At 65.6% G+C, this 21,631-nt stretch carries 21 protein-coding genes; 4 read left to right on the forward strand and 17 right to left on the reverse strand.

The genetic code is table 11. The features are described 5' to 3' along the window. Positions 1 to 43: 43 nt before the first annotated feature. Together LOC56_RS05405 and LOC56_RS05410 are read right to left on the reverse strand one after the other, a co-directional pair. On the reverse strand, positions 44 to 1,288 hold the full coding sequence (locus tag LOC56_RS05405; RefSeq protein WP_229951191.1) for an MFS transporter: 1,245 nt from the start codon (positions 1,286 to 1,288) through the stop codon (positions 44 to 46). Continuing rightward, a complete protein-coding gene (locus LOC56_RS05410; protein ID WP_229951516.1) occupies positions 1,285 to 2,214 on the reverse strand; it encodes a DUF4031 domain-containing protein in 930 nt (309 codons plus the stop codon). The genes LOC56_RS05405 and LOC56_RS05410 overlap by 4 nt, the downstream gene beginning before the upstream one ends. A 177-nt stretch (positions 2,215 to 2,391) precedes the next feature. Between LOC56_RS05410 and LOC56_RS05415 the strand changes: the two genes are divergently transcribed. Beyond that, positions 2,392 to 3,504, forward strand: a complete 1,113-nt coding sequence (locus LOC56_RS05415; protein WP_442860075.1) for a WD40/YVTN/BNR-like repeat-containing protein — start codon at positions 2,392 to 2,394, stop codon at positions 3,502 to 3,504. Continuing rightward, positions 3,482 to 3,820: a MoaD/ThiS family protein gene (locus LOC56_RS05420; protein WP_229951194.1), complete on the forward strand. Its 339-nt coding sequence runs from the start codon at positions 3,482 to 3,484 to the stop codon at positions 3,818 to 3,820. The genes LOC56_RS05415 and LOC56_RS05420 overlap by 23 nt, the downstream gene beginning before the upstream one ends. A 107-nt stretch (positions 3,821 to 3,927) precedes the next feature. Here LOC56_RS05420 and LOC56_RS05425 read toward each other — a convergent pair whose 3' ends face one another. Continuing rightward, the gene (locus tag LOC56_RS05425) at positions 3,928 to 4,803 is read right to left on the reverse strand and encodes a transglycosylase family protein (protein ID WP_442860067.1); all 876 of its coding nucleotides are present in this window, start codon (positions 4,801 to 4,803) and stop codon (positions 3,928 to 3,930) included. Between the two features lie 526 nt (positions 4,804 to 5,329). Here LOC56_RS05425 and LOC56_RS05430 point away from each other — a divergent pair. Beyond that, positions 5,330 to 7,327, forward strand: a complete 1,998-nt coding sequence (locus tag LOC56_RS05430; protein WP_229951195.1) for an APC family permease — start codon at positions 5,330 to 5,332, stop codon at positions 7,325 to 7,327. On the opposite strand, the gene LOC56_RS05435 is transcribed toward LOC56_RS05430, so the two are convergent. The 14 genes from LOC56_RS05435 to LOC56_RS05500 all read right to left on the reverse strand — a co-directional run bounded on the left by LOC56_RS05435 (position 7,324) and on the right by LOC56_RS05500 (position 21,182). After that, positions 7,324 to 7,941 (reverse strand): cell division protein CrgA, encoded by a 618-nt coding sequence (locus LOC56_RS05435; protein ID WP_229951199.1) that lies wholly within the window; start codon positions 7,939 to 7,941, stop codon positions 7,324 to 7,326. The two genes, LOC56_RS05430 and LOC56_RS05435, sit on opposite strands and share 4 nt — an antisense overlap. 54 nt (positions 7,942 to 7,995) lie before the next feature. Further along, positions 7,996 to 9,378, reverse strand: coding sequence for a replicative DNA helicase (gene dnaB, locus LOC56_RS05440; RefSeq protein WP_229951200.1), 1,383 nt, complete (start codon positions 9,376 to 9,378; stop codon positions 7,996 to 7,998). Positions 9,379 to 9,953: 575 nt separating this feature from the next. After that, positions 9,954 to 10,403, reverse strand: coding sequence for a 50S ribosomal protein L9 (gene rplI / locus LOC56_RS05445; RefSeq protein ID WP_146359901.1), 450 nt, complete (start codon positions 10,401 to 10,403; stop codon positions 9,954 to 9,956). Between the two features lie 18 nt (positions 10,404 to 10,421). Continuing rightward, the gene (rpsR, locus tag LOC56_RS05450) at positions 10,422 to 10,661 is read right to left on the reverse strand and encodes a 30S ribosomal protein S18 (RefSeq protein ID WP_007269381.1); all 240 of its coding nucleotides are present in this window, start codon (positions 10,659 to 10,661) and stop codon (positions 10,422 to 10,424) included. 150 nt (positions 10,662 to 10,811) lie between these two features. After that, positions 10,812 to 11,378, reverse strand: coding sequence for a single-stranded DNA-binding protein (locus tag LOC56_RS05455; protein ID WP_229951201.1), 567 nt, complete (start codon positions 11,376 to 11,378; stop codon positions 10,812 to 10,814). A gap of 34 nt (positions 11,379 to 11,412) precedes the next feature. Next, positions 11,413 to 11,763 (reverse strand): 30S ribosomal protein S6, encoded by a 351-nt coding sequence (rpsF, locus tag LOC56_RS05460; protein WP_227920298.1) that lies wholly within the window; start codon positions 11,761 to 11,763, stop codon positions 11,413 to 11,415. 204 nt (positions 11,764 to 11,967) lie between these two features. After that, on the reverse strand, positions 11,968 to 13,248 hold the full coding sequence (locus tag LOC56_RS05465) for a M18 family aminopeptidase (RefSeq protein WP_229951202.1): 1,281 nt from the start codon (positions 13,246 to 13,248) through the stop codon (positions 11,968 to 11,970). A gap of 174 nt (positions 13,249 to 13,422) precedes the next feature. Next, positions 13,423 to 14,301, reverse strand: coding sequence for an ABC transporter permease (locus LOC56_RS05470; RefSeq protein WP_229951203.1), 879 nt, complete (start codon positions 14,299 to 14,301; stop codon positions 13,423 to 13,425). A gap of 4 nt (positions 14,302 to 14,305) precedes the next feature. Next, positions 14,306 to 15,259, reverse strand: coding sequence for an ABC transporter ATP-binding protein (locus LOC56_RS05475; protein ID WP_229951205.1), 954 nt, complete (start codon positions 15,257 to 15,259; stop codon positions 14,306 to 14,308). Between the two features lie 90 nt (positions 15,260 to 15,349). Continuing rightward, on the reverse strand, positions 15,350 to 16,306 hold the full coding sequence (locus LOC56_RS05480; RefSeq protein ID WP_229951207.1) for an ABC transporter ATP-binding protein: 957 nt from the start codon (positions 16,304 to 16,306) through the stop codon (positions 15,350 to 15,352). Between the two features lie 33 nt (positions 16,307 to 16,339). Then, entirely contained in the window at positions 16,340 to 17,182 is an 843-nt protein-coding gene (locus tag LOC56_RS05485) for an ABC transporter permease (RefSeq protein ID WP_229951208.1), read from the reverse strand. Beyond that, positions 17,179 to 18,186 (reverse strand): ATP-binding cassette domain-containing protein, encoded by a 1,008-nt coding sequence (locus tag LOC56_RS05490; RefSeq protein WP_229951210.1) that lies wholly within the window; start codon positions 18,184 to 18,186, stop codon positions 17,179 to 17,181. The genes LOC56_RS05485 and LOC56_RS05490 overlap by 4 nt, the downstream gene beginning before the upstream one ends. Positions 18,187 to 18,252: 66 nt before the next feature. After that, a complete protein-coding gene (locus LOC56_RS05495; RefSeq protein WP_442860068.1) occupies positions 18,253 to 19,485 on the reverse strand; it encodes an MFS transporter in 1,233 nt (410 codons plus the stop codon). 14 nt (positions 19,486 to 19,499) lie between these two features. Continuing rightward, positions 19,500 to 21,182, reverse strand: a complete 1,683-nt coding sequence (locus tag LOC56_RS05500; protein WP_229951211.1) for an ABC-F family ATP-binding cassette domain-containing protein — start codon at positions 21,180 to 21,182, stop codon at positions 19,500 to 19,502. Between the two features lie 114 nt (positions 21,183 to 21,296). Here LOC56_RS05500 and LOC56_RS05505 point away from each other — a divergent pair, with 114 nt between their 5' ends. Next, a complete protein-coding gene (locus tag LOC56_RS05505; RefSeq protein ID WP_229951213.1) occupies positions 21,297 to 21,617 on the forward strand; it encodes a putative quinol monooxygenase in 321 nt (106 codons plus the stop codon). Positions 21,618 to 21,631 lie beyond the last annotated feature (14 nt).

Raw genomic sequence — 21,631 nt, forward strand, 5'->3', positions numbered from 1 at the left:
TTCCAGCCTACGTTTTGCGGAAGCCCCGCATCGAAAGCGGGCGTTACTCCCCGCCGTCGTCGTTACGGCGCAGGACCAGGACGGCCACCAGTGCCGCCGCCAGCAGCAGCACGCCGACAAAAAGCACCAGGAACCGCCAGCCGCCCTGCTGGAAGTAATAGCCGCCCACCCAGCCCAGCAGGCTGGACCCGGTGTAGTAGAAGAGGTTGTAGAGCGAGGAGGCCTGCGCCCGCCCCTCCCGGGCGAGTAGCGGAGTCCAGCCGGAGGCAATGGAATGCGCGGCGAAGAAACCGGCGGTGAAGACCAGCAGTCCGGCGACGATTGCCGGAAGGTTGTCCGCCAGCGTCAGGGCAAGACCCGCCCCCATGCCGCCGAGAGACAGCAGCAGCACCGGCTTCCGCCCGCCGCGAAGCCGGGCCGCCAGGGTGCCGGCGGCCCGTGAGGACCAGGTTCCGGCCAGATATGCGAGGAACAGGGAGCTGGCCAGGCTCTGGGGCAGCCCGAAGGGCGGCTCGCCCAGCCGGAAACCCAGATAGTTGTAGACCGCCACGAAGCCGCCCATCAGCAGGAACCCCTGTGCATACAGGGCCAGCAGCCGCGGGCTGCGAAGGTTCGCCGCCAGCCGCGCAGCCAGACCGTGTCCGGGGGCGGCACGGCGCACGGGCACAAAGCCGTGCTGGCGGGGTGCGGTGAGCATAAAAACGGCTGCGGCTCCGGCGGCCAGGAGGCTCACCGCGGCTACACCCACCCGCCAGTTCACCAGTTCCGCCAGGGGTGCGGCCAGGATCCGGCCCGCGAGGCCGCCGATCGTGGTGCCCGAAACGTAGGTCCCGGCAGCCACGGCGGCATGCAGCCTGCTCACTTCCTCGCTGAGGTAGGCCAGCGCCACCGCCGGAATCCCGCCCAGTGCCGCCCCCTCGAGGAAGCGGAGTCCCAGCAGCACCGGCAGATTGGGACTCAGGGGAACGGCCAGGCCCAGCACTACCGCGGCCAGGATCGCCAGGCGCATGGCCGGCAGCCGGCCGAACCGGTCCGCTGCGGCGGACCAGGGAATCACCGTGACGGCGAGTCCGAGGGTGGCTGCGGAAACCGTCAACGCGGCCGAAGACGCAGAGATACCCAGATCGGCAGCGAGTTCGGGCAGGACTCCCTGCAGGGAGTACAGCTGGGCGAAGGTAGCCACACCGGCCGCGGCCAATCCCACCAAGACGCCGCGGTAGCCGGGGCTGCCGCGCCGGTGCCCGGTGAACTGGCCGCTGAACCCGGGCGCGTTGTCGCGTCTTGTCATGGCTGGTCCGTGGCCGCATCCCGGGCGCCGGCGGGTGCCGTCCCCGACGCGCCGGGCGGGCCTCCCGCCAGTTCCGCAGCGAGGTTGCGGCGGGCCCGCTCCTCCCAGAGCTGCCGTCCGACGGGCGTCCGGAAGAGCGGATCCGCTGCGGCAAGCTGCCGGACCACCCGGCGTCGTCCGGCGGTGAAGTCCTCCGCTGAAAGGTCCGCGTATTCGGCGCGGACTGCCTGCAGATAGGCGGCATAACCCGCTGGTTCGCGGGCCAGCACTGCCAGGTCCGCGTCCGTGAGCAGCGCGCCGTTATTGTCAGCTGCAGCCGGATCATGGCTAGCCGTCAGGCGGACCAGCCGTGCGCATTCCGCGGTCTCTGCGGCAGCCACACCCGCGCCGGGCAGCAGCTGCTCGGCCAGCCGGGCCGAGGCATCCTCGTCCTCGCCGGCCCGGCCGGTGTACACGGCGTCATGGAACCAGGCGGCCAGGGCCACGGGGCGGGGAATCTCTCCGCCGGCAAGCAGGTCCAGGGCCTCCAGGACCTGCAGCAGATGCCTGCGGTCGTGGTAACGGCGGTGCGGTTCATTCCAGAGTTGAAGCAGGTATTCGCCCAGCTCCGGCATCCCCGGCAGCAGCAGGTTCCACCGGTGGCGCAGCGGCACGGCAAGGGCAGAAGGACGCTCCCGAGCCGGGATCCGCAGCCCGCTGGAGATGAGGATGCGGACCAGATCGCCGCAGCTGACCGGCACGGCCCCCAGCGACACGAGCGCGTCATAGCGTTCCCGGGGCACGTCGTAGTGGTCGCCGTCGAACGCCCGGTCCGAGATGCCGGCCTCCCGGGTGAACGCATGCAGCTCGTCCAGCCCCGAGTTGGAAATCAGGTGCGAGAAGAGGGTGTTGTGCGCCGGCCACATCGGCGGATCGATGTAAATCATGGACGCCGGGATTCCGGCTGCAACAACAGCATCCTGTATGTCTATCGCACCCGGGGCAGCAATTTCCATGCGGCGGTGCGCATCCGTTGGGGCTCAGGGAAGCCGGTCTTTGAGAATGCCCTTGTTCCAGGGCACCCCCGGTGCTGGAATAACCGCATGGATGCCGTGCCCGAAGCGATGCCCGCTGCCGTGTCCCCCGCCGTATCCCCCGGTGCCGCCACCGTGGTCGCCATCGGAACCCGTAAGGGCCTGTGGCTGGCCACGAGCCCGGACCGTCGAAACTGGGAACTGCGCGGGCCGGAATTTGCCATGACGGAGGTCCCGTCCCTGGCCTTCGACACCCGCAGCGGGACCCCTCGCCTGCTGGCCGGTGTCCGGTCCGAATGGTGGGGCACCAATGTCGCGATTTCGGATGACCTGGGGCGGACCTGGCAGGAACCCGAGCAGGCAGCCATTGCCTTTCCCGAGGACACGGGCGCCTCGCTGGAGCGCATCTGGCAGCTGGCACCGGACAGCGCGGACCGGCCGGGCGTGGTCTGGGCGGGCTGCGAACCGATCTCCGTGTTCCGCTCCGAGGACGGCGGCAAGCACTTCGAACTTGTACGGGGGTTGTGGGACCACCCGCACCGCACCCAGTGGGGTGCCGGCTACGGCGGTCCGGCCGCCCATACGGTGCTGCCGAGTCCGAGTGATGATTCCGTCCACGTGGCGATCAGCAGCGGCGGGGTCTACCGCTCCGATGACCGCGGCGAGAGCTGGGATGCGTTCAACACCGGCATCATCGCGGATTTTATGCCGGAGAAATATCCAGAGTTCGGACAGTGCGTGCACAAGGTGGCCCGGGACGCAGGCAACCCGCAGCGGCTATACGCCCAGAACCACGGCGGGGTGTACCGCAGCGACGACGCCGGCGGACAGTGGTTGTCTATTGCGGACGGCCTTCCCGCGGACTTCGGGTTCGTGATGCTTGCCCACCCAACCCGCCCGGACACCATCTGGACCATTCCGCTGGGTTCGGCGGGGGAACGCAATCCGCCGCAGGGCCGCCCGGCGGTGTACCGCAGCACCGATGCAGGCGGGAGCTGGGAGCGGTTCGACGACGGTCTGCCCGCCTATGATTTCAACGCCGTGCTGCGCGATGCTGCCTATGTTGACGGCGCCGATCCCGCCGGTATCTACTTCGGCACCCGCGGCGGCGAGGTGTATGCCAGCGCCGACGAGGGTGAGAGCTTTCACCTGGTAGCGGCAAATCTTCCGGATGTGCTCTGTGTCCGCGCAGTTGCGGCCTGACGCTCCCGGCCGCACCGACGTCGCCCTGTTGCTTCCTGCGGCGCTGGCCGACGCCGCGGATGGGCGGCGCATGCTGACCCTTCGTCCCGCGCCCGGTGCAGGGACACCGGGAAACGTCACGGTTGCGGATGTCCTGGCGCTCCTGCAGGCGGATTTTGCGGGTGTGTACCGCCGGATCTGTGATGAAACCGGGGAGCTGCGCCGCTATGTGAACCTGTACCTGGACGGGGAGGACGTCCGGGACCTGGACGGTGCGTCCACCGTGCTGCCCGTCCGCGCAGAGCTTCTGGTCCTGCAGTCGATCGCCGGCGGGTGAGGAGAGTTAAAAAGGAACGGGCGCTTTACGCATTTGCGTAAAGCGCCCGTTCTGCTTCGATCGCCGCACTAAGGCGGAACAGCTACCGAAGACTCACTCTGCCGTGATTAGGCCGGCAGCTGCAGGGTCTGACCGGTGAAGATCAGGTCCTGGTGGATTACGGTGTCCAGGTTGGCGTTGTACAGCGCCTGCCAGCCGCCTTCGATGCCGAGCTTCTCGGCGATCTCGGAGAGGGTGTCACCGGCCTGGACGACGTAGGTCTCGCCGGACAGGGCCGGGGCCGGGGTCTGAACCGGAGCCACGGCTTCAACCGGGACGCTGGCCGGTGCCGGAGCAACGGTCTGCGGCTGTACGTAGGTCTCGACCGGAGCGGGCTCGGTGTAGGTCTCAACCGGAGCGGCTTCGACCACCGGAGCGGGCTCGGTGTAGGTCTCAACCGGAGCGGCTTCGGTGACAGGAGCCTGCTCAACCGGAGCCTGGGCTGCCTGCGGGTTGGCAGTAGCGCCGGTCAGGCCCAGCTTGGCGGTGCAGGCAGGCCAGGCGCCGGGGCCCTGTTCAGCCAGGACACGCTCGGCTACGGCAATCTGCTCCTCCCGGCTGGCATTCGCTGCGTCGCCGGTGCCGCCGAAGGCTGCCCAGGTGCTGGGGCTGAACTGCAGTCCGCCGGAGTAACCGTTGCCGGTGTTGATGGACCAGTTGCCACCGCTTTCGCACTGTGCGAGGGCGTCCCAGTCCATGGAGGCTGCGTTGGCCGGGGCGGCCATTCCTACGAGTCCTGCAGCGCCAGCACCGGTGATGGCGGCGGTAGCCAGGCCACGGCGAACGATACGACGGATCTTCTGGTTCTTCATAAGTCTTTTGCTCCCATGGGTTCCACCTGCGCTCATCCCGTCCCCGGGCGTCTGCACGCCGTCGCCTTCCCCAAAGTGATAGAGGTCTTCGTCAATGCCACGCAGCGGCGACGTGCAGTGGACGCGTGGCATCAGGCTTACTGGTTTGAGGCCGCACCAGGATTGGTGCCGGCCGCCGCCGACTTCGATCCAGTCAGGCGGTCCAGCCCTCGATCAGGGCCTTAACCAACGTAGGGGAGTCTTTTATCGAGATCAAATCGATATCAAGTATGCATGAATCGTTATCTTTTCCAGATCCGCGCAAACAAGCGCGAGAAGTAGAATCCAAACCCCGTTTTGTAGTTTTTGTCACAGACTGGTTTTGAGGGTTCAGAACCCCTTTTTGGTGATCCACGTCATTTTTTGGTAGTGACGAAAGACACTAAAAGACGGCAACCTATAACTCCTGCCTGGACTCGATCCCCGCGCCCCACCAACCGTCTGCCCCGGTTGCCCCGGGTGCCCCTGATCAGGCCCCGGTGATCGCGCTCCGCTGATGGTGCCCGAGTGCCGGATGGTGCCGGTGGCCCAGCCGGGCCGGCCAGGCCCGGAGGAGGGCGCAGCCACTGCGTTTTCCGCTTCTGGACAGTGCAGGCGCACGGGTCTAACGTTGGTCCTCGTGCTCACATTCTTCAATGCGCTCAAACGCATTCTGGTCGGGCGTCCTTACGGCAACGAACGGCTCTCGCACACCCTCCTCCCCAAGCGGATTGCGCTCCCGGTTTTCGCCTCGGACGCCCTCTCATCTGCTGCCTACGCGCCCGATGAGATTCTCCTTACCCTGGCGCTGGCCGGCGTCGCTGCAGTGACCCTCTCCCCCTGGGTGGGGCTGGCCGTTATTGTCGTCCTGCTCACGGTGGTGGCCTCCTACCGGCAGAACGTACACGCGTATCCGTCCGGCGGCGGTGACTATGAAATTGCGAGCACCAACTTGGGCAAGCCCGCCGGCCTGACCGTCGCCTCCGCGCTGCTGGTGGACTACGTGCTCACCGTCGCTGTGTCGATGTCCTCGGCGGCGTCCTACCTTGTGACCGCCATCCCCGCGCTGCACGGCACCCAGGCCACCATCGCCGTGATCGGCGTAGCGCTGCTGGTTCTGGTTAACCTGCGCGGCATCCGGGAGGCCGGCGCCTTATTTGCCGTACCTACCTACATCTTCATGGCTTCCGTGCTGGGCATGTGCCTCACCGGCTTCCTCCAGTTCCTCAGCGGAAACCTCCGTCAGGCCCCCTCGGCTTCCTTTGAACTGGTGCGGGAATCAGGTTTCGACGAAGGGCTGGTAGGACTTGCCGGCGTCCTCCTGCTGCTGCGGGCCTTCTCCTCGGGCGCAGCCGCACTCACCGGCGTTGAAGCCATCAGCAACGGCGTCCCGACGTTCCGCAAACCCAAGAGTGCCAATGCCGCCACCACGCTGCTGCTCCTGGGTGTGATTTCCGCAGCCATGATCGGCGGGATCATCGCCATGGCCAACCTCACCAAGGTCCATGTAGCCCAGGACCCGGCCACCCAGCTCACGGCCAACGGTTCCCCCGTGGGCGAGGACTACGTGCAGCATCCGGTGATCAGCCAGTTGGCGGAGACCATCTTCGGCGACGGCAGCATCGCCTTCTACCTTGTCGTGGCCGCCACCGGACTGATTCTGGTCTTTGCCTCCAACACCGCGTTCAACGGCTTCCCCGTGCTGGCCTCGATCCTGGCGAAGGACGGGTTCCTGCCCCGCCAGATGCGCACGCGCGGGGACCGGCTGGCGTTCAGCAACGGCATCATTTCCCTGGGCCTGGGCGCCCTGGTGCTCATCATTGCGTTTGACGCCGATGTCACCCAGCTGATCCAGCTCTATATTGTCGGGGTCTTCGTGTCCTTCACCGCCAGCCAGCTGGGCATGATCCGGCACTGGACCGGCAAGCTGCGCACCGAACGGGACAAGGACGTACGACGCCGGATGCAGCGTTCGCGGGCGATCAACTCCATCGGTTTCGGCATGACCGCCCTGGTGCTGCTCATCGTCATCATCACCAAGTTCACCCACGGTGCGTGGATTGCCCTGCTGGCCATGGCCGTGCTCTACGTGATCATGTACGGCATCCGGGTCCATTACGACACGGTTGCCCGCGAGCTGGCGCTCAGCGCCGACGACCACGGTCTGGCCCTGCCCTCCCGGGTCAATGCGGTAATCCTGATTTCGCAGGTCCACAAGCCTGCCCTGCGGGCCATTGCCTATGCACGGGCGTCCCGTCCCTCAAGCCTGAACGCGATCATTGTGGATCTTGATCCGGAGGACACCCGCCGCACACTGGCCGACTGGGAGCGCCTGCAGATCCCCGTGCCGCTGACGGTCCTCTCCTCGCCGTACCGTGAGACCATCTCCCCCGTGCTGGCGTACCTTCGCGATGCCCGGCGCAACGCGCCGCGGGAACTGTTCGTGGTCTACATTCCGGAGTACGTTGTGGGCCGGTGGTGGGAACAGCTGGTGCACAACCAGACCGCCCTGCGCATCAAAGCCCGGCTGCACTTCGAGCCGGCCATCATGGTCGCCTCCGTGCCATGGCAGCTGGCCTCCAGCCACGATAGCCACGGAGAGCCGGCCGGCGGCCCCGGCGCCTCAAGCCGGGGCTAGGCGGCGCGGCCGGCCAGGATTGACCGGTAGGCGTACTCAGTAAGCCTGCCGTCCTGCACGGCCTGCTCCACGGCTGCAAAGGAACGCGGACCGGTGTCGTTGCTGTACGGGAAGTGGATGAGCTCTGCAATGAGCTCCCATTCCTCGGTAATTGAGTCGATGAGATCGCCGGGGGTCTCTTCAGCCGACGGGCCTCCGCCCAGGACGGTCCACGCGTCGTCGGGCACCCGATAGGCCTCCAGCCGGTCCAGGTCCCCCTCGAGTTCCTCAAGGGAGTCGTACTCCGTCTGTGCCACGGGCGGAACGGAGCCGTCCGGTGTCGCCAACTGGCTCACGAAGGTGCTCTCGGAAGACGGGTAGATGGAGGTGGGGACGGGTTCGCCTTCCTCCAGGTAAGCCGGCAGCTGGGACGGCATCCAGTACCAGGCATCGCCCTGGTCCGGGCCGCCGGGCTGGTCCCGCTCGCTGATCCAGCCACGGGCGGTGAGCAGCGCCTCTGCCTCATCGCTGAAGTAGGCGGTTTCGCCCCGCAGCAGAGCATTGACTTCATGCTCGGCGCGGCGGGCCTGCTTCTTTTTGGAGACGGCTTTCTTGCGGGGCTTGGACTTGGGCATGCTGGATCTCCTGGGGCGGTGGGGGAAGCGGTGGAGGGGCGGTGAACGCAGCGGCTAGAAGCCGCTGCCGCCCTCAACCGCCATGTTCGAGAAGCGTGAATAGTGGCCCTGGAACCCTACGACGATGGTCTTGGTGGGGCCGTTACGGTGCTTGGCCACGATGACGTCGGCCTCGCCGGCACGCGGCGATTCCTTGTCGTAGATGTCCTCGCGGTGCAGCAGGATGACCATATCCGCATCCTGCTCGATGGAGCCCGATTCACGCAGGTCGGAGACCATCGGCTTCTTGTCGGTGCGCTGCTCCGAACCACGGTTCAGCTGCGACAACGCGATCACGGGAACTTCCAGTTCCTTGGCCAGCAGCTTCAGCGCACGCGAGAACTCGGAAACTTCCTGCTGGCGGGATTCAACCCGCTTGCCCGAGGACATCAGCTGCAGGTAATCCAGCACCACGAGCTTGAGGTCATGGCGCTGCTTCAGGCGGCGGCACTTGGCCCGGATTTCCATCAGGGACATGTTCGGGCTGTCATCAATAAACAGCGGCGCGTCATTCATCCGGCCCATCGTGGTGGCAATCTTGCCCCACTGCTCGTCCTTAATGGTGCCCTTGCGCAGGTCCTGAAGGCCGATGGTCGCTTCAGCCGAGAGCAGGCGCATGGCGATTTCGTTGCGGCCCATTTCGAGGGAGAAGAAGACGGTGGTCATGTTGTTCTTGATGGCCGCGGACCGGGCGAAGTCCAGCGCGAAGGTGGACTTGCCGACGGCGGGGCGGGCAGCGATAACGATCATCTGGCCCGGGTGCAGGCCTTGGGTAAGCTCGTCCAGCTCGTAGAAGCCGGTCGGCACGCCGGTCATGCCTTCGCCGCGGTGTCCGGCTGACTCAATCTCGTCCACCGTGCCCTCGATGATGTCCTTCAGGGGCACATAGTCTTCTGCAGTCCGGCGCTCGGCCACGGCGTAGATTTCGGCCTGGGCAGCGTTGACGATGTCATCCACTTCCATGCCCTCGTTGGAGTAACCCAGCTGGACAATCTTGGTGCCCGCACCAACGAGGCGGCGCAGAACCGCCCGCTCGCGCACGATTTCGGCATAGAAGCCGGCATTGGCCGCGGTAGGAACGGACTGGATCAGTTCGTGCAGGTAGGCCGGTCCGCCGATCCGGCCAATCTCGCCGCGCTTGGTGAGTTCATCCGAAACGGTGACGGCGTCCGCCGGTTCCCCGCGGCCGTAGAGGTCGATGATGGCCTCGTAGATGGCCTCATGGGCAGGACGGTAGAAGTCGAGCCCACGCAGGACTTCCACGCAGTCTGCGATGGCGTCCTTGGAGAGCATCATGCCGCCAAGCACCGATTGTTCCGCGACCAGGTCCTGCGGCGGTGTCCTCGCGAAGTCCGGACTTGATGTTGATGCCGGGGAGTCCGTATGCGTGAGCGACACTGTGACCCTTTCAATAAAGGCTAAGACGTTTCGATCCCTGCCCTGCCGGAGGGCTTGTCTATCTCTATCAGCCCGCACTGACTTTCGGCCGGAACGGCGGCGGCGGTGCTGACGGATCCGAGCCGGCGGACATGCGTCTGAAGAAGGGATTCACCGCAACCGTATGCCCCCTTCGCCCTGCCGACAAACGAGTTATCCACAGGTCCTGTGGACAGTCTGTGCATAACGCGGCGTGTCTTGTGCACAGGCTGGGCATAAGCATGTGGATAAATCTTTACTTTTTCCACAAAAGGGGCTCTGACTAGGGCAAACGCTTGTCCACACCTGTGTAAACAAACTATTTTTCCGCCGCGCCGGGGCGCCGGGGCCATGTTGACAGGAGCTCAAAACAGGCCTAGGGGTGCCGAAATCCACACATGACCCCCGCGATATCCACAACAGCCGCCTCAGCGGACCACGGAGTGCGGAGGTCTGCGGCCGGGGCGTGGAGAAAGGCTGCCGCGGCAGCGGTTCCCCACACACAAGCACCCCCCGGCCCGAAGGGCCGGAGGGTGCTTGTGTGTCTGCGTCAGACGTTAGCCTGCAACGACCTCGAGGTCGATGACGGCTGCAACATCGTTGTGCAGGCGGACGTTGGCCTGGAAGGAACCAACCGACTTGATGTGCGTCGGGAGTTCAACCTTGCGCTTGTCGATGGCGCCGAGACCGGCGGCTTCGACAGCAGCGGCAACGTCGCCGGGCTTGACGGTACCGAAGAGGCGTCCGGACTCGCCGGCCTTGACGGTCAGCTTGACCGGCTTGGCGGAGAGAGCAGCAGCCTGCTTCTGAGCATCTTCCAGGGAAGCGTGCTCGCGGGCAGCGCGGGCAGCCTTGATGGACTCAACCTGCTTCTCGCCACCCTTGGTCCAGGTCAGAGCGAAGCCGCGGGGCAGGAGGTAGTTACGTGCGTAACCGTCCTTAACCTCGATGACGTCGCCGGCAGCGCCGAGACCGGTTACTTCGTGGGTCAGAATGAGCTTTGCCATGAGTTAGGTTCCTTTCCTTTAGCCGCGGCCAGCGCCGGAGTAAGGCAGGAGAGCAACTTCGCGGGCATTCTTGATTGCCTGGGCGATCTTGCGCTGTTCCTGCACGGAGACGCCAGTTACGCGACGAGCGCGGATCTTTCCGCGGTCGGAAATGAACTTGCGCAGCAATGCTACGTCCTTGTAGTCGATGACAGTGATGTCAGCGGCCTTCAAGGGATTGGACTTTGGTTTGGGCTTGCGAAGTTCAGCCTTAGCCATCGTGGAGCTCCTTATGTCTAGTGGAGCCCGTGGATACATTTTCCACGGGATGGGCTCGACGGCGGTTGCCGTCTGAGGATGGCGCCCGAAGGCGCCGGGTGAAGGGCCGCTTCTCCCGAATGGGGTTAGCCGCTCTTCGAATGAAGAGGTTTAGAAGGGCGGATCGTTCGAATCCGGGCCGCTGCCCCATCCACCGGAGTTGCCGCCCGCAGGGGCGCCCCAGGGATCGTCAGCCGGTGCGGACTGCGCCTGCTGCTGCTGGCCGCCGCCCCAACCGGAGTTGGAGTTGCCGCCGAAGCCGCCGCCGCCACCGCCGCCGTTGTTGCCGCCGAAACCGCCGCCACCGCCGGAGCGCTGGGTGCGGGTGACCTTGGCAGAGGCATAACGCAGCGAGGGGCCGATTTCGTCGACCTCAAGCTCCATTACGGTGCGCTTTTCGCCTTCTTTGGTTTCGTACGAACGCGACTTCAGGCGGCCCTGGCAAACTACGCGGGTTCCCTTGGTGAGGGACTCGGCGACGTTTTCAGCAGCTTCACGCCAGACAGACGCACGGAGGAACAGCGTTTCGCCGTCCTTCCACTCGTTGGACTGACGGTCGAAGGTCCGAGGGGTCGAAGCAATGGTGAAGTTCGCCACTGCCGAACCGGACGGAGTGAACCGCAGTTCCGGGTCGTTGGTTAGGTTACCGACGACGGTGATTGTTGTCTCGCCTGCCATGAAAGCCTCCTGATATCAGTACGGGTTGCCGAAATTATTCTGCGGAAACCTTTGCAGCGTCCTTAGCGGCCTTCTTGGCATCCTTCTTCGAGATCTTCTGCTCTTCCGGGCGGATGATCTTGGTGCGCATGATGGTCTCGTTGAGGCTCAGCTGGCGATCAAGCTCGGCTGCTGCTGCAGGCGTACCGGTGAAGTTAACCACCGCGTAGATGCCTTCAGTCTTTTTCTGGATTTCGTAGGCCAGTCGACGACGGCCCCAGATGTCTACCTTGTCGATGGTTCCACCATCGTTGCGGACAACATTGAGGAACTTGTCGAGCGAAGGCTCGACGGTACGCTCTTCGACCTCGGGGTCGATGATTACCATCAGTTCATAAGCACGCATTTGTGAACCCACCTCCTTTGGGCTATACGGTCACGGCATTTCCGTAACAGGAGGTTCTTTTGCGTTGTCTCCCCCACGGCATGCAGCTGATCCGCAGCGGGGGGGGAATCTGCCGACCGAAGCCGACAGCACAGACTTTCTTATCCTATCCGATTTCCCGGGACGGGATTGACACGCCGGCATCCGCCGGCCCTTCCGCCGGGGTCAGGCGGCCCCCGCCGCGAAGAACAGCTGTGCCACAGCGGCCAGTCGCCGGGGGTCCTCCACACCTGCCATTTCCCGGGCCGAGTGCATGGAGAGTACGGGGATCCCGACATCCACGGTCCGGATTCCGAGCCGGGTGGCGGTCAGGGGTCCAATGGTGGAGCCGCAGGGGACGGAGTTGTGGGAAACGAATTCCTGGTACGGCACCTCGGCGGCCGCACAGAGGCTCGCCCAGCGGGCCATGCCGGGGGCGTCCGTGGTGTAACGCTGGTTGGCGTTGATCTTCAACAGCGGCCCGCCGTTGAGCACCGGGTGGTTGGCGGGATCGTGCCGCTCCGCGTAGTTGGGGTGGACGGCGTGCCCGACATCCGCCGAAATGCAGAAGGACGCCGCCATCGCCCGGGCACGGTCCGCCGTCGTCGCGCCGAGCCCGTCACCGATCCGCAGCAGCACATCTTCGAGGAACGGGCCGGCCGCGCCTGACCGGCTGCCGCTGCCCACCTCTTCGTGGTCGAACGCCGCGAGCACGGCAACCGGCGCCGTGGGCGCGACGTCGGCCGCGATAAGTGCGACGACGCCGGCGTGGACTGAGGAAAGGTTGTCCAGCCGTCCCGAGGCGAAGAATTCTCCCTCGGCTCCGAAAACCTGCGGTGCCTGGGTGTCTGCGGCAACGATGTCGTAGCCGCCTATCTCCTCAGGTGCCAGGCCGGCCATGGCCGCCAGCAGCGCCACGAGGTCGGACGTAGACGGGTCCCCCAGTCCCCAGACCGGGTTCATGTGCTGTTGCTTGTCCAGCTTCAAGCCCTCGTTCACGGCCCGGTCCAGGTGGATGGCCAGCTGCGGAAAGCGCATCAGCGGGCCGGTCTCCACGAGCCGCTCTTCGCCGGCCAGGGTGACCATCCGCCCGGCGAGCTGCAGCTCCCGGTCGAGCCAGGAATTCAGCAGCGGGCCCCCGTAGACTTCGACGCCGGCCTGCAGCCAGCCGAGCCGTCCGGTGGTGGGCCGCGGCTTCAGCTTGAAGGACGGGGAGTCGGTGTGGGTACCAAGGATCGAGAACCCGGTGGCGGGGCCGGCGTCCTCCGGCGTGACCCAGGCGATGAACGCGCCGTCGCGCACTACAAAGAACTTTCCGGCCGAGCGCGGGAAATCTTCGGTCTCGAATACTTCCGTGAACCCTGCCTCCGCCAGACGGCGCGCACCTTCACGCGCAGCGTGGAAGCTGGAGGGCGAGGCGCTGACAAACGCGCCGAGGTCATTTATGTGGGCCAATGCGTCAGACATGCTCCGATTCAACCAGAGCCCGCCGCCCCGGCGTAACCATCGGCCTTCGCGGGCGTAAAGAACCCCCGGCACGAGCATTGCCGGGGGTTGTGGAGGAATTGTTCGTGAGACTTGATTCCGGCAAGGGTGGCGGCGGCCGTTCTTCCGCCGCCGCCCTTGCCGAAGTTCAGTGCCCTAGACGTCCCGTTTCTTGGTTACGACCAGGGAAGCGATCAGCAGTACAGCTGCCCAGGCTGCGAGGACCAGGCCGCCCTGCAGCTGGGTGAGGGCTCCGTCCGCAATCGGGCCGGCCGTCACCAGCTGGGTTCCCGCGTTGCTCGGCAGGAACCGCGCGGCGTCCGGGATCCAGTCCGCCAGGTTCTGCACGATGGCCACCACCAGGGGCAGGACGAAGATGATGCCGATGGCGGTCACCACGCCTCCGGCGGTGTTCCGCACCAGGGTGCCGATGGCCATGGCAAACACGGCGATCAGCGCCAGGCACGTTCCGGTGTTGAGGATGCTGGCAAGCACTCCGTCATCATCCAGGGACAGGCTGAGGTCCGCGCTGCCCAGGATCGGCTGGGCCACCAGGAAGGAAATGAAGGCGGCACCGGCGCCGACCGCGAAGGAAATCAGGGCGATAAGCAGGTTCTTTGCCAGCAGCGCCGGAATGCGCTTCGGAACAGCACTGAAGGTGGAGCGGATCATTCCGGTGCCCCATTCGGAGGCGATGAGCACCACCGCGAGGGAAGCGATGAGCAACTGGCCGAAGAAGAGTCCGCTGGCGGGGATCTCCGGAACCAGGCTGTCGGCCGCAGGCGGCCCGGCCTGCGCTGCTTCGGGGCTGCCGGCGCCGCCGCCGAATTCATTGACAATCTGGGCTGTGCCCCAGGCAGCGAGAGCTGCGAGTCCGACCATCACCACCACGGTGATGGCCAGGAGGATTACGGTGGAAGGGACCGTAGTGATCTTGATCCACTCGGATTTCAGGACCCGGAGGAAGCTCAGCCCGGAGCCGGAGGAGGCCGCCGGCGACGACGCGGGATTCTTGGATGTTGTAGCGGTACTCACGGTTCTATTTCCCCTTCCCGGAGGCAGTTCCCGCAGCGGTTAGCTCCTGCGGCAGGTTCTGGGACCGGTATTCAACGTCATCTCGGGTCAGCTCCATGTAGGCGTCCTCGAGGGAAACCTGCAGGGGCGTCAGTTCGTACACCAGGATCCGGCGGTCCAGCGCGGCCTCGGCGATGGTACGCGGTCCCGCACCTGTGACCTCCAGCAGCCCGGATTCCTTCTCCACGCCGGTGACCCCCGGCCCCGCCAGCGCTTCGAGCAGCTCGCGCGGGCTGTCCGTACGGACCAGGACGCGTACCTTGTCCTGGCCGGCAATGATCTCGGCGATGGGCGCATCGGCAATGATCTGGCCGCGGCCGATCACAATCAGGTGGTCCGCGGTCTGCGCCATTTCGCTCATCAGGTGGGACGAGAGGAACACGGTGCGGCCTTCCGCGGCCAGCCCCCGGGCCAGGTGGCGGACCCAGAGGACGCCTTCCGGATCGAGTCCGTTGACCGGCTCGTCCAGGATGACCGTGTGCGGGTCTCCCAGCAGTGCCGAGGCAATGCCAAGCCGCTGCCCCATACCCAGGGAGAAGCCGCCTACCCGCTTCTTGGCCACCGGGCCCAGACCGGTGAGCTCAATGACTTCGTTCACCCGCTTGGCGGAAATGCCGTGGGTGGCTGCCATGGCCCGCAGGTGGTTGTACGCGCTGCGCTTGGTGTGGACGGCTTTCGCGTCGAGCAGGGCACCGACCTCGCGCAGCGGTGCCTTGTGCCGGGCATAGGGTTTGCCGTTGACCAGCACCCGGCCCGAAGTCGGACGGTCCAGACCCACAATCATGCGCATGGTGGTCGACTTACCGGCCCCGTTGGGACCCAGGAAGCCGGTGACCTTGCCGGGCTGGACAGTAAAGGAAACATTGTCGACGGCGGTTTTGCCGCCGTAGCGCTTCGAGAGGCCGGATGCCTCGATCATGGGTGATCCTCACGTTGGGAAGCTAAAGCTGGGGGGTCTACCTCCACCATAGGCGTCCAGCACCGCAACGGGACCGGTCCAAGGGATGAATCAGGGGTCCCCCTTAGGGATGACTAGGGATTTCCCCGAAGTGTCCTGCTGGATATCCCGGGACTGGTACTCGACCTCTCCACGGGTCAGCTCCATATAGGCGTCCTCCAGGGATGCCTGCCGCGGGGTCAGCTCAGTGACCAGGATCCGCCGCGACAGCGCAGCTTCGGCAATACCGCGGGCGGACAGCCCGAGGATTTCAAGCTGCCCCGGTGCCGGGCGGCGTATTTCCACGCCGTCCGAACCTATTGCCGCTTCCAGGGCATCGACGTCGTCGGCGCGCACCATGGTGCGTTCACGGCCGCTGCCGGCGAGGACCTGGTCCATTGGCGCATCCGCCAGGATCCTGCCGCGGCCGATCACGATCAAGTGGTCGGCGGTGACTGCCATCTCACTCATCAGGTGCGAGGAAATGAACACCGTGCGGCCCTCCGCGGCCAGGCCCTTCGCAAGATGGCGGACCCACTGCACACCCTCCGGGTCCAGGCCGTTGACCGGCTCGTCGAAGATAAGCGTGCGGGGATCTCCCAACAACGCCGCCGCGATTCCCAGCCGCTGGCCCATCCCCATGGAGAAACCGCCCACACGCTTGTTGGCCGCCGCACCGAGGCCCGTCAGTTCGATGACCTCGGTGATGCGTTCCCTGGGGATGCCGTGGCTGGCGGCGAGCGCCCGCAGATGGTTGTAGGCCGTCCGTTTAGGGTGGACAGCCTTTGCTTCCAGGAGCGCACCGACCTCCCGCAGAGGCGCCTTGTGGTCGGCATAAGGCCGGCCGTTAACCGCCACGCTGCCGGCGGTGGGATAGTCCAGCCCCATGATCATGCGCATGGTGGTCGACTTACCGGCCCCGTTCGGGCCGAGGAAGCCGGTGACCTTGCCGGGCTGGACATCGAAGGTGATGCCGTCGACGGCAGTCTTGCCGCCGAAGACCTTGGCGAGGTTGCGGGCCTCAATCATGGTTGATCCTCGTTTCCAAAAGGCTCCGGCCCGCTACCGGGAGCTGATCGATTCGAACTTCCGCACTGCCAGCGGCACAAAAATCACAAGCATCACCGCCGCGCCGATCAGCACCGTGGCAACGGCGTTCTGCATCGGCCAGGTGTCCGGCACGGGGGCGGTGCCGAGGTTGCCGAACAGCTCGCGCACGGCCTGCACAAGTGCCGAAACCGGGTTCCAGTCCGCAAAAGTCTCCAGCGGGCCGGGAAGGTTGGAACTCTGTACAAATGCGTTGGAGATGAAGGTGATGGGAAACAGGATCATAAAGGACGCGTTGTTGATTGTCTCCGGTGAACGCACCGACATACCAAGCAGGGCCATGACCCAGCTGAAGGCGTAGGAGAACAGCAAGAGCAGCCCGATGGCGGCCAGGAACCGGCCCGGTGTGGAGTTCACCCGCCAGCCCACCAGCAGGCCGGTTCCCATCATGATGACCATGGAGATCCCGTTGAGCGCCAGGTCGGCGTTGGTCCTGCCGATCAGCACCGCGGACGGGCTCATCGGCAGGGTCCGGAACCGGTCAATGATCCCCTCCTTCAGGTCCTGTGCCATGGCCGAGCCGGAGAACGTTGACCCGAACACCACGGTCTGGGCAAAGATGCCCGCCATCAGGAACTGGGTGTAGTCCGTCCCCGCCACAGCAATGGACCCGCCGTAGACCTGGCTGAACAGCAGCACGAACATGATCGGCTGCAGCACGGCGAAGATGATCATGTCCGGTGAGCGCTTGATCTTGATCAGGTTCCGCTTGGTGACCGTCCAGCCGTCGCCGGCCCAACGTGCCGGAAGGCTTGGGGTGCCGGCCCGGATGCCGGTGGCCGAAACTGCCGCACTCATGGGCGTACCTCCTCTTTCTCCGTTTCGCTGTCCGCTTCGGCAGGCTTGCCGGTGAGCTGCAGGAAGACGTCGTCCAGGGTGGGGCGGCGGATGCCGGCATCATGCAGTTCGATGCCGTCGGCCTCCAGCTCGGACAGGATGCGCTGTAGCGCGGCGGGACCGTCGACGACGGCGACCTCCAGCGTCCGGCCGTCGCCGGAAACGTGCGGCTCACCGGAACCGTGCCGGCCCAGGATGGACATTGCTTCGTCAGCATCCTCCTGGCGATGCAGTGCCACCGCTACGCGGTGCCCGCCGATCTGTGCCTTCAGGTCATCCGAGGTGCCCTCGGCAATAACCTTCCCCTCGTCGATCACGGCCACCTTGTCAGCCAGCTGGTCCGCTTCCTCCAGGTACTGGGTGGTCAGCAGCAGGGTGGTCCCCCGGGCCACGAGGTCGGTGATGACGCCCCACAGTGCGATCCGGGACCGCGGATCCAGCCCCGTTGTCGGTTCGTCCAGGAACAGGACCCGGGGTTGGTTCACCAGGGCGCCGGCGAGATCAAGGCGGCGGCGCATGCCGCCGGAATAGCCCTTGACCGGACGGTTGCCGGCGTCGGACAGCTCGAACATGTCGATGAGTTCGATTGCCCGTTCCTTCGCGCGCCGGGCGGGCAGGTGGTACAGATGCCCCACCATGTCCAGGTTCTCGATACCGGTGAGGTTTTCGTCCACGGCGGAGTACTGGCCGGACACTCCAATGATGCGGCGTACTTCTTTGGGGTCGGTGAGGACGTCTATGCCGTCAATAACGGCCGTACCCGAATTGGGCCGGATCAGGGTGGTGAGAACCTTGACGGCAGTCGTTTTCCCGGCCCCGTTGGGGCCCAGCAAAGCGGTCACCGTTCCTTCAGGGACAGTTATGTCCAGTCCGTCCAGAGCATGCACAGGACCGGATTTCGAGGAATAGACCTTGGTCAGCCCCTCGGCGGAAATCAACGGCGTGGACTGTGGTGAAAAGGACATGCGTCGAGGGTAGGACCGGGGAGGCCCGCCGCGCCCGTCCTTTGCGGACAGAAACGGTCCGCAGCTTTAGGCGGATCCGGGCTTGGTCTTCTGCTCGGCGGCAGCAGGAGCAAAAGCAATGGAAACCAGCATGGCCGCGCCCGCCACCAGCAGGGCGTTGCGCACACCCCAGTGCTCGCCCAGGAAACCAAGCACCGGCGGGCCGACGAAGAAGGCCATGTAGCCGATGGTGGACACCACCGATACCCGGCCGGCAGCATGGACCGGATCTTCCCCGGCGGCAGACATGCCCATAGGGAAGCCCAGTGCCGCACCGATGCCCCACAGCACGGCACCGAGGGCGGCGAGCCCGAGGTTCGGGGCAAAAACGAAGAGCAGCAGGCCGGCGAGGGAGGCGCTCATGCACACCCGCAGCGCCGGTACGCGGCCCATCCGGTCGATCAGCCGGGCACCGAACCAGCGGGTAAGGGTCATGGCTGCCACGAAGACACCGAACATCACGGCACCGGCGGACTCGCTGGTACCCAGTCCGTCCACGGTCGCCTTGGCCACCCAGTCATTTGCCGCACCTTCGGTGAGTGCCGCACCCAGGACGACGACGCCGATCAGCAGCGTCCGGCCCTCCCGCCAGGCACCGAACCGGGAGGGTTTAGCCGTCGCGTCGGTTCCGCCGGCGGCAGCATGGTGCGGCAGCTGGAGGAAATTCCGCGGCACAATCAGCACCGCGATGCAGACAACCGTCAGGATGCCCAGCAGGTGCAGGGACAGCGAGACGCCCAGGGCGGAGAGCACCGCGCCGATCATGGCACCAACAAACGCCCCGGCGCTGAACGCGCCGTGGAACTTGGGCATCACCGTCCGGCCCACCCGGCGTTCGACGTCGGCACCCTCCAGGTTCATGGCGACATCCCAGCCGGCAATGCCGACGCCGAAGACCAGCAGGCCGGCACCGGTCAACGGAATCGAGCCCAGACTGAGTCCGGCGGCAATAGCCAGGGAGGCCGCCGACGTCGTAATTCCGCCGGCCCGCACGGTGCCTGCGGTGCCGATGCGTTGCGCCACCGAACCGGCCAGCGGCAGCGCGGCCACGGATCCGATGGCTGAGAAGAGCAGGAGCAGGCCGACGCCCGCCGCGCCGATGCCCAGATCCTCGGCGGCGGCCGGAATGCGGGCTGCCCAGCTGGCAAACACCAGGCCGTTGAGGCCGAAGATCACGAAGACGGCAATGAGTGCCTTATTGAGGGCGGTTTCGTGCCGGAGGGCGGCATCGTTGAGGGGCTGCGCACTGTTTTCGTTCACGCCAGTATTGTCCCCTACCGCACGCGCTCCACGCGTTTCTCGTCCCAGACCGGAGTCTCGGACTCGTAGACCCTGCCGTCGGAGCCGAACACCAGGAACCGGTCGAAGCTGCGGGCAAACCAGCGGTCGTGGGTGACCGCCAGTACGGTCCCCTCGAACGCGTCAATGGCCTTTTCCAGCGCCTCGGCCGAGTGCAGGTCCAGGTTGTCGGTGGGCTCGTCCAGCAGGAGCAGGGTGGCGCCGGACAGTTCCAGGAGCAGGATCTGCATGCGTGCCTGCTGGCCGCCGGAAAGGGACTCGAATTTCTGCTCCGAGGAGGCGGCCAGCCCGTAACGGTCCAGGGCTCCTGCGGCTGCCTCCCGGCCCAGCCCGGACCGGTGTTCATCGCCGCGGTGCAGGATGTCCAGCAGGGTCCGCTCGGCGAGGTCCGGGCGCATCATGGTCTGGGCGAAGAACCCGGGACGGATGCGGGCACCCAGCTTCACCGACCCGGCATGCGGTACCGGGGCGATCTCCACCTCCGACACCGGCTCGTGTTCCCGATCCGGATCGCTGCCGCCCAGTGCCAGCAGGCGCAGGAAGTGGGATTTTCCGGAGCCGTTCGAGCCGAGCACCCCCACCCGGTCGCCGAACCAGATTTCCGTACTGAACGGTTTCATCAGTCCGGTCAGTTCCAGCTTCTCGGCAACGACGGCGCGCTTGGCCGTGCGGCCGCCGCGCAGCCGCATCTTGACGTTCTGTTCAACGGGCAGGGCTTCCGGCGGGCCGGCTTCGAGGAACTTAGCCAGCCGGGTCTGGGCGGCGTGGTAGCGGTTGGCCATGTCGGAGCGGAACGCGGCCTTGTTTTTGTACATGTTGACGAGTTCCTTGAGCTTGAGATGCTCCTCGTCCCAGCGCCGGCGCAGTTCCTCGAACCGGGCGTTGCGGTCTTCCCTGGCTTTGACGTAGCTGCCGAACGCGCCGCCGTGGATCCACGCGGAGGCGCCGTTGATGCCCGGCTCCAGGGTCACGATGCGGGTTGCGGCATTGTCCAGCAGCTCCCGGTCGTGGCTGACGAACAGCACGGACTTCTTGGAGGAGGCAAGTTTTCCTTCGAGCCAGCGTTTGCCGGGCACGTCGAGGTAGTTGTCCGGTTCGTCCAGGAGCAGGAGCTCGTCGGGGCCGGCGAAAAGTGCTTCCAGGACCAGCCGCTTCTGCTCGCCGCCGGAAAGGGTTGCGGCCTTGCGGTACTGCGCCCGGTCGAAGGGCAGGCCGAGCGCGGCCATGGTCACCTCGTCCCAGACGGTCTCCTGCTCGTACCCGCCGACGTCGCCCCATTCGGTGATGGCGGTGGCGTAGCGCATCTGGGTGGGCTCGTCGTCGTGCTCCATCATGGCCAGCTCGGCGGCGTCCACTTCGCGGGCAGCGGCAGCGAGTGCCGGCGGCGCGGCCGAGACGAGCAGGTCGCGGACCGTACTGTCATCCCGGACCTGCCCCACGAACTGGCGCATGATGCCCATGTTCCCTGACCGTGAAACCGTGCCTTCGTCCGGCATCAGGTCACCGGCGATAATCCGCAGCAAGGTGGTTTTCCCGGTGCCGTTGGGGCCGATCAGGGCAGTCTTATGCCCGTCGCCGACCTTGAAACTGACGCCGTTGAGCAGCTGCCGTCCGTCGGAGAGGAAATAGTCAATGTTGGATACGTCGAGGTGCGCCACGTACCCATCTTCCCATTTCGTCCGTCCCACCCTCCGGTGGCCCGGTGCCGCCGTCCGGGCATACGATGAAAACCCTTGGCATTTCAAGGAAAATCTCAAGAAAGCAGGACCGAAATGATCTTCATTACCGTCAAGTTCCTCGTCAAGCCCGAGTGGACCGAGCGCTGGCCGGATCTGACCGCCGGGTTCACCGAAGCCACCCGCGCCGAGCCCGGCAATCTCTGGTTCGATTGGTCCCGCAGCCTGGAAAACCCCAACGAGTTTGTCCTCGTCGAGGCGTTCAAGGACGACGCCGCGGCCGCCCACGTCCAGAGCGACCACTTCCAGCAGGCCATGAAGGACATGGTCCCGGCGCTGGTGGAAACCCCGAAGATCATCAACACCGTCATTGAGGGCGAAGAATGGTCCCGGATGGGTGAGCTGACGGTCGAGTAGCTAGGCGTCCGGAG

It is taken from the genome of Arthrobacter sp. zg-Y179 (assembly GCF_020907345.1).
Lineage (GTDB): Bacteria > Actinomycetota > Actinomycetes > Actinomycetales > Micrococcaceae > Arthrobacter_B > Arthrobacter_B jinronghuae.

What these genes read in the sequence shown, in the direction of transcription:
- LOC56_RS05405 (WP_229951191.1), bottom strand. Translation starts at nt 1,288, where the DNA reads ATGACAAGACGCGACAACGCGCCCGGGTTCAGCGGCCAGTTCACCGGG.
- LOC56_RS05410 (WP_229951516.1), bottom strand. Translation starts at nt 2,214, where the DNA reads ATGATTTACATCGATCCGCCGATGTGGCCGGCGCACAACACCCTCTTC.
- LOC56_RS05415 (WP_442860075.1), top strand. Translation starts at nt 2,392, where the DNA reads ATGCCCGCTGCCGTGTCCCCCGCCGTATCCCCCGGTGCCGCCACCGTG.
- LOC56_RS05425 (WP_442860067.1), bottom strand. Translation starts at nt 4,803, where the DNA reads ATGCCACGCGTCCACTGCACGTCGCCGCTGCGTGGCATTGACGAAGAC.
- LOC56_RS05435 (WP_229951199.1), bottom strand. Translation starts at nt 7,941, where the DNA reads ATGCCCAAGTCCAAGCCCCGCAAGAAAGCCGTCTCCAAAAAGAAGCAG.
- rplI (WP_146359901.1), bottom strand. Translation starts at nt 10,403, where the DNA reads ATGGCAAAGCTCATTCTGACCCACGAAGTAACCGGTCTCGGCGCTGCC.
- rpsR (WP_007269381.1), bottom strand. Translation starts at nt 10,661, where the DNA reads ATGGCTAAGGCTGAACTTCGCAAGCCCAAACCAAAGTCCAATCCCTTG.
- LOC56_RS05455 (WP_229951201.1), bottom strand. Translation starts at nt 11,378, where the DNA reads ATGGCAGGCGAGACAACAATCACCGTCGTCGGTAACCTAACCAACGAC.
- rpsF (WP_227920298.1), bottom strand. Translation starts at nt 11,763, where the DNA reads ATGCGTGCTTATGAACTGATGGTAATCATCGACCCCGAGGTCGAAGAG.
- LOC56_RS05465 (WP_229951202.1), bottom strand. Translation starts at nt 13,248, where the DNA reads ATGTCTGACGCATTGGCCCACATAAATGACCTCGGCGCGTTTGTCAGC.
- LOC56_RS05475 (WP_229951205.1), bottom strand. Translation starts at nt 15,259, where the DNA reads ATGATCGAGGCATCCGGCCTCTCGAAGCGCTACGGCGGCAAAACCGCC.
- LOC56_RS05480 (WP_229951207.1), bottom strand. Translation starts at nt 16,306, where the DNA reads ATGATTGAGGCCCGCAACCTCGCCAAGGTCTTCGGCGGCAAGACTGCC.
- LOC56_RS05485 (WP_229951208.1), bottom strand. Translation starts at nt 17,182, where the DNA reads ATGAGTGCGGCAGTTTCGGCCACCGGCATCCGGGCCGGCACCCCAAGC.
- LOC56_RS05490 (WP_229951210.1), bottom strand. Translation starts at nt 18,186, where the DNA reads ATGTCCTTTTCACCACAGTCCACGCCGTTGATTTCCGCCGAGGGGCTG.
- LOC56_RS05505 (WP_229951213.1), top strand. Translation starts at nt 21,297, where the DNA reads ATGATCTTCATTACCGTCAAGTTCCTCGTCAAGCCCGAGTGGACCGAG.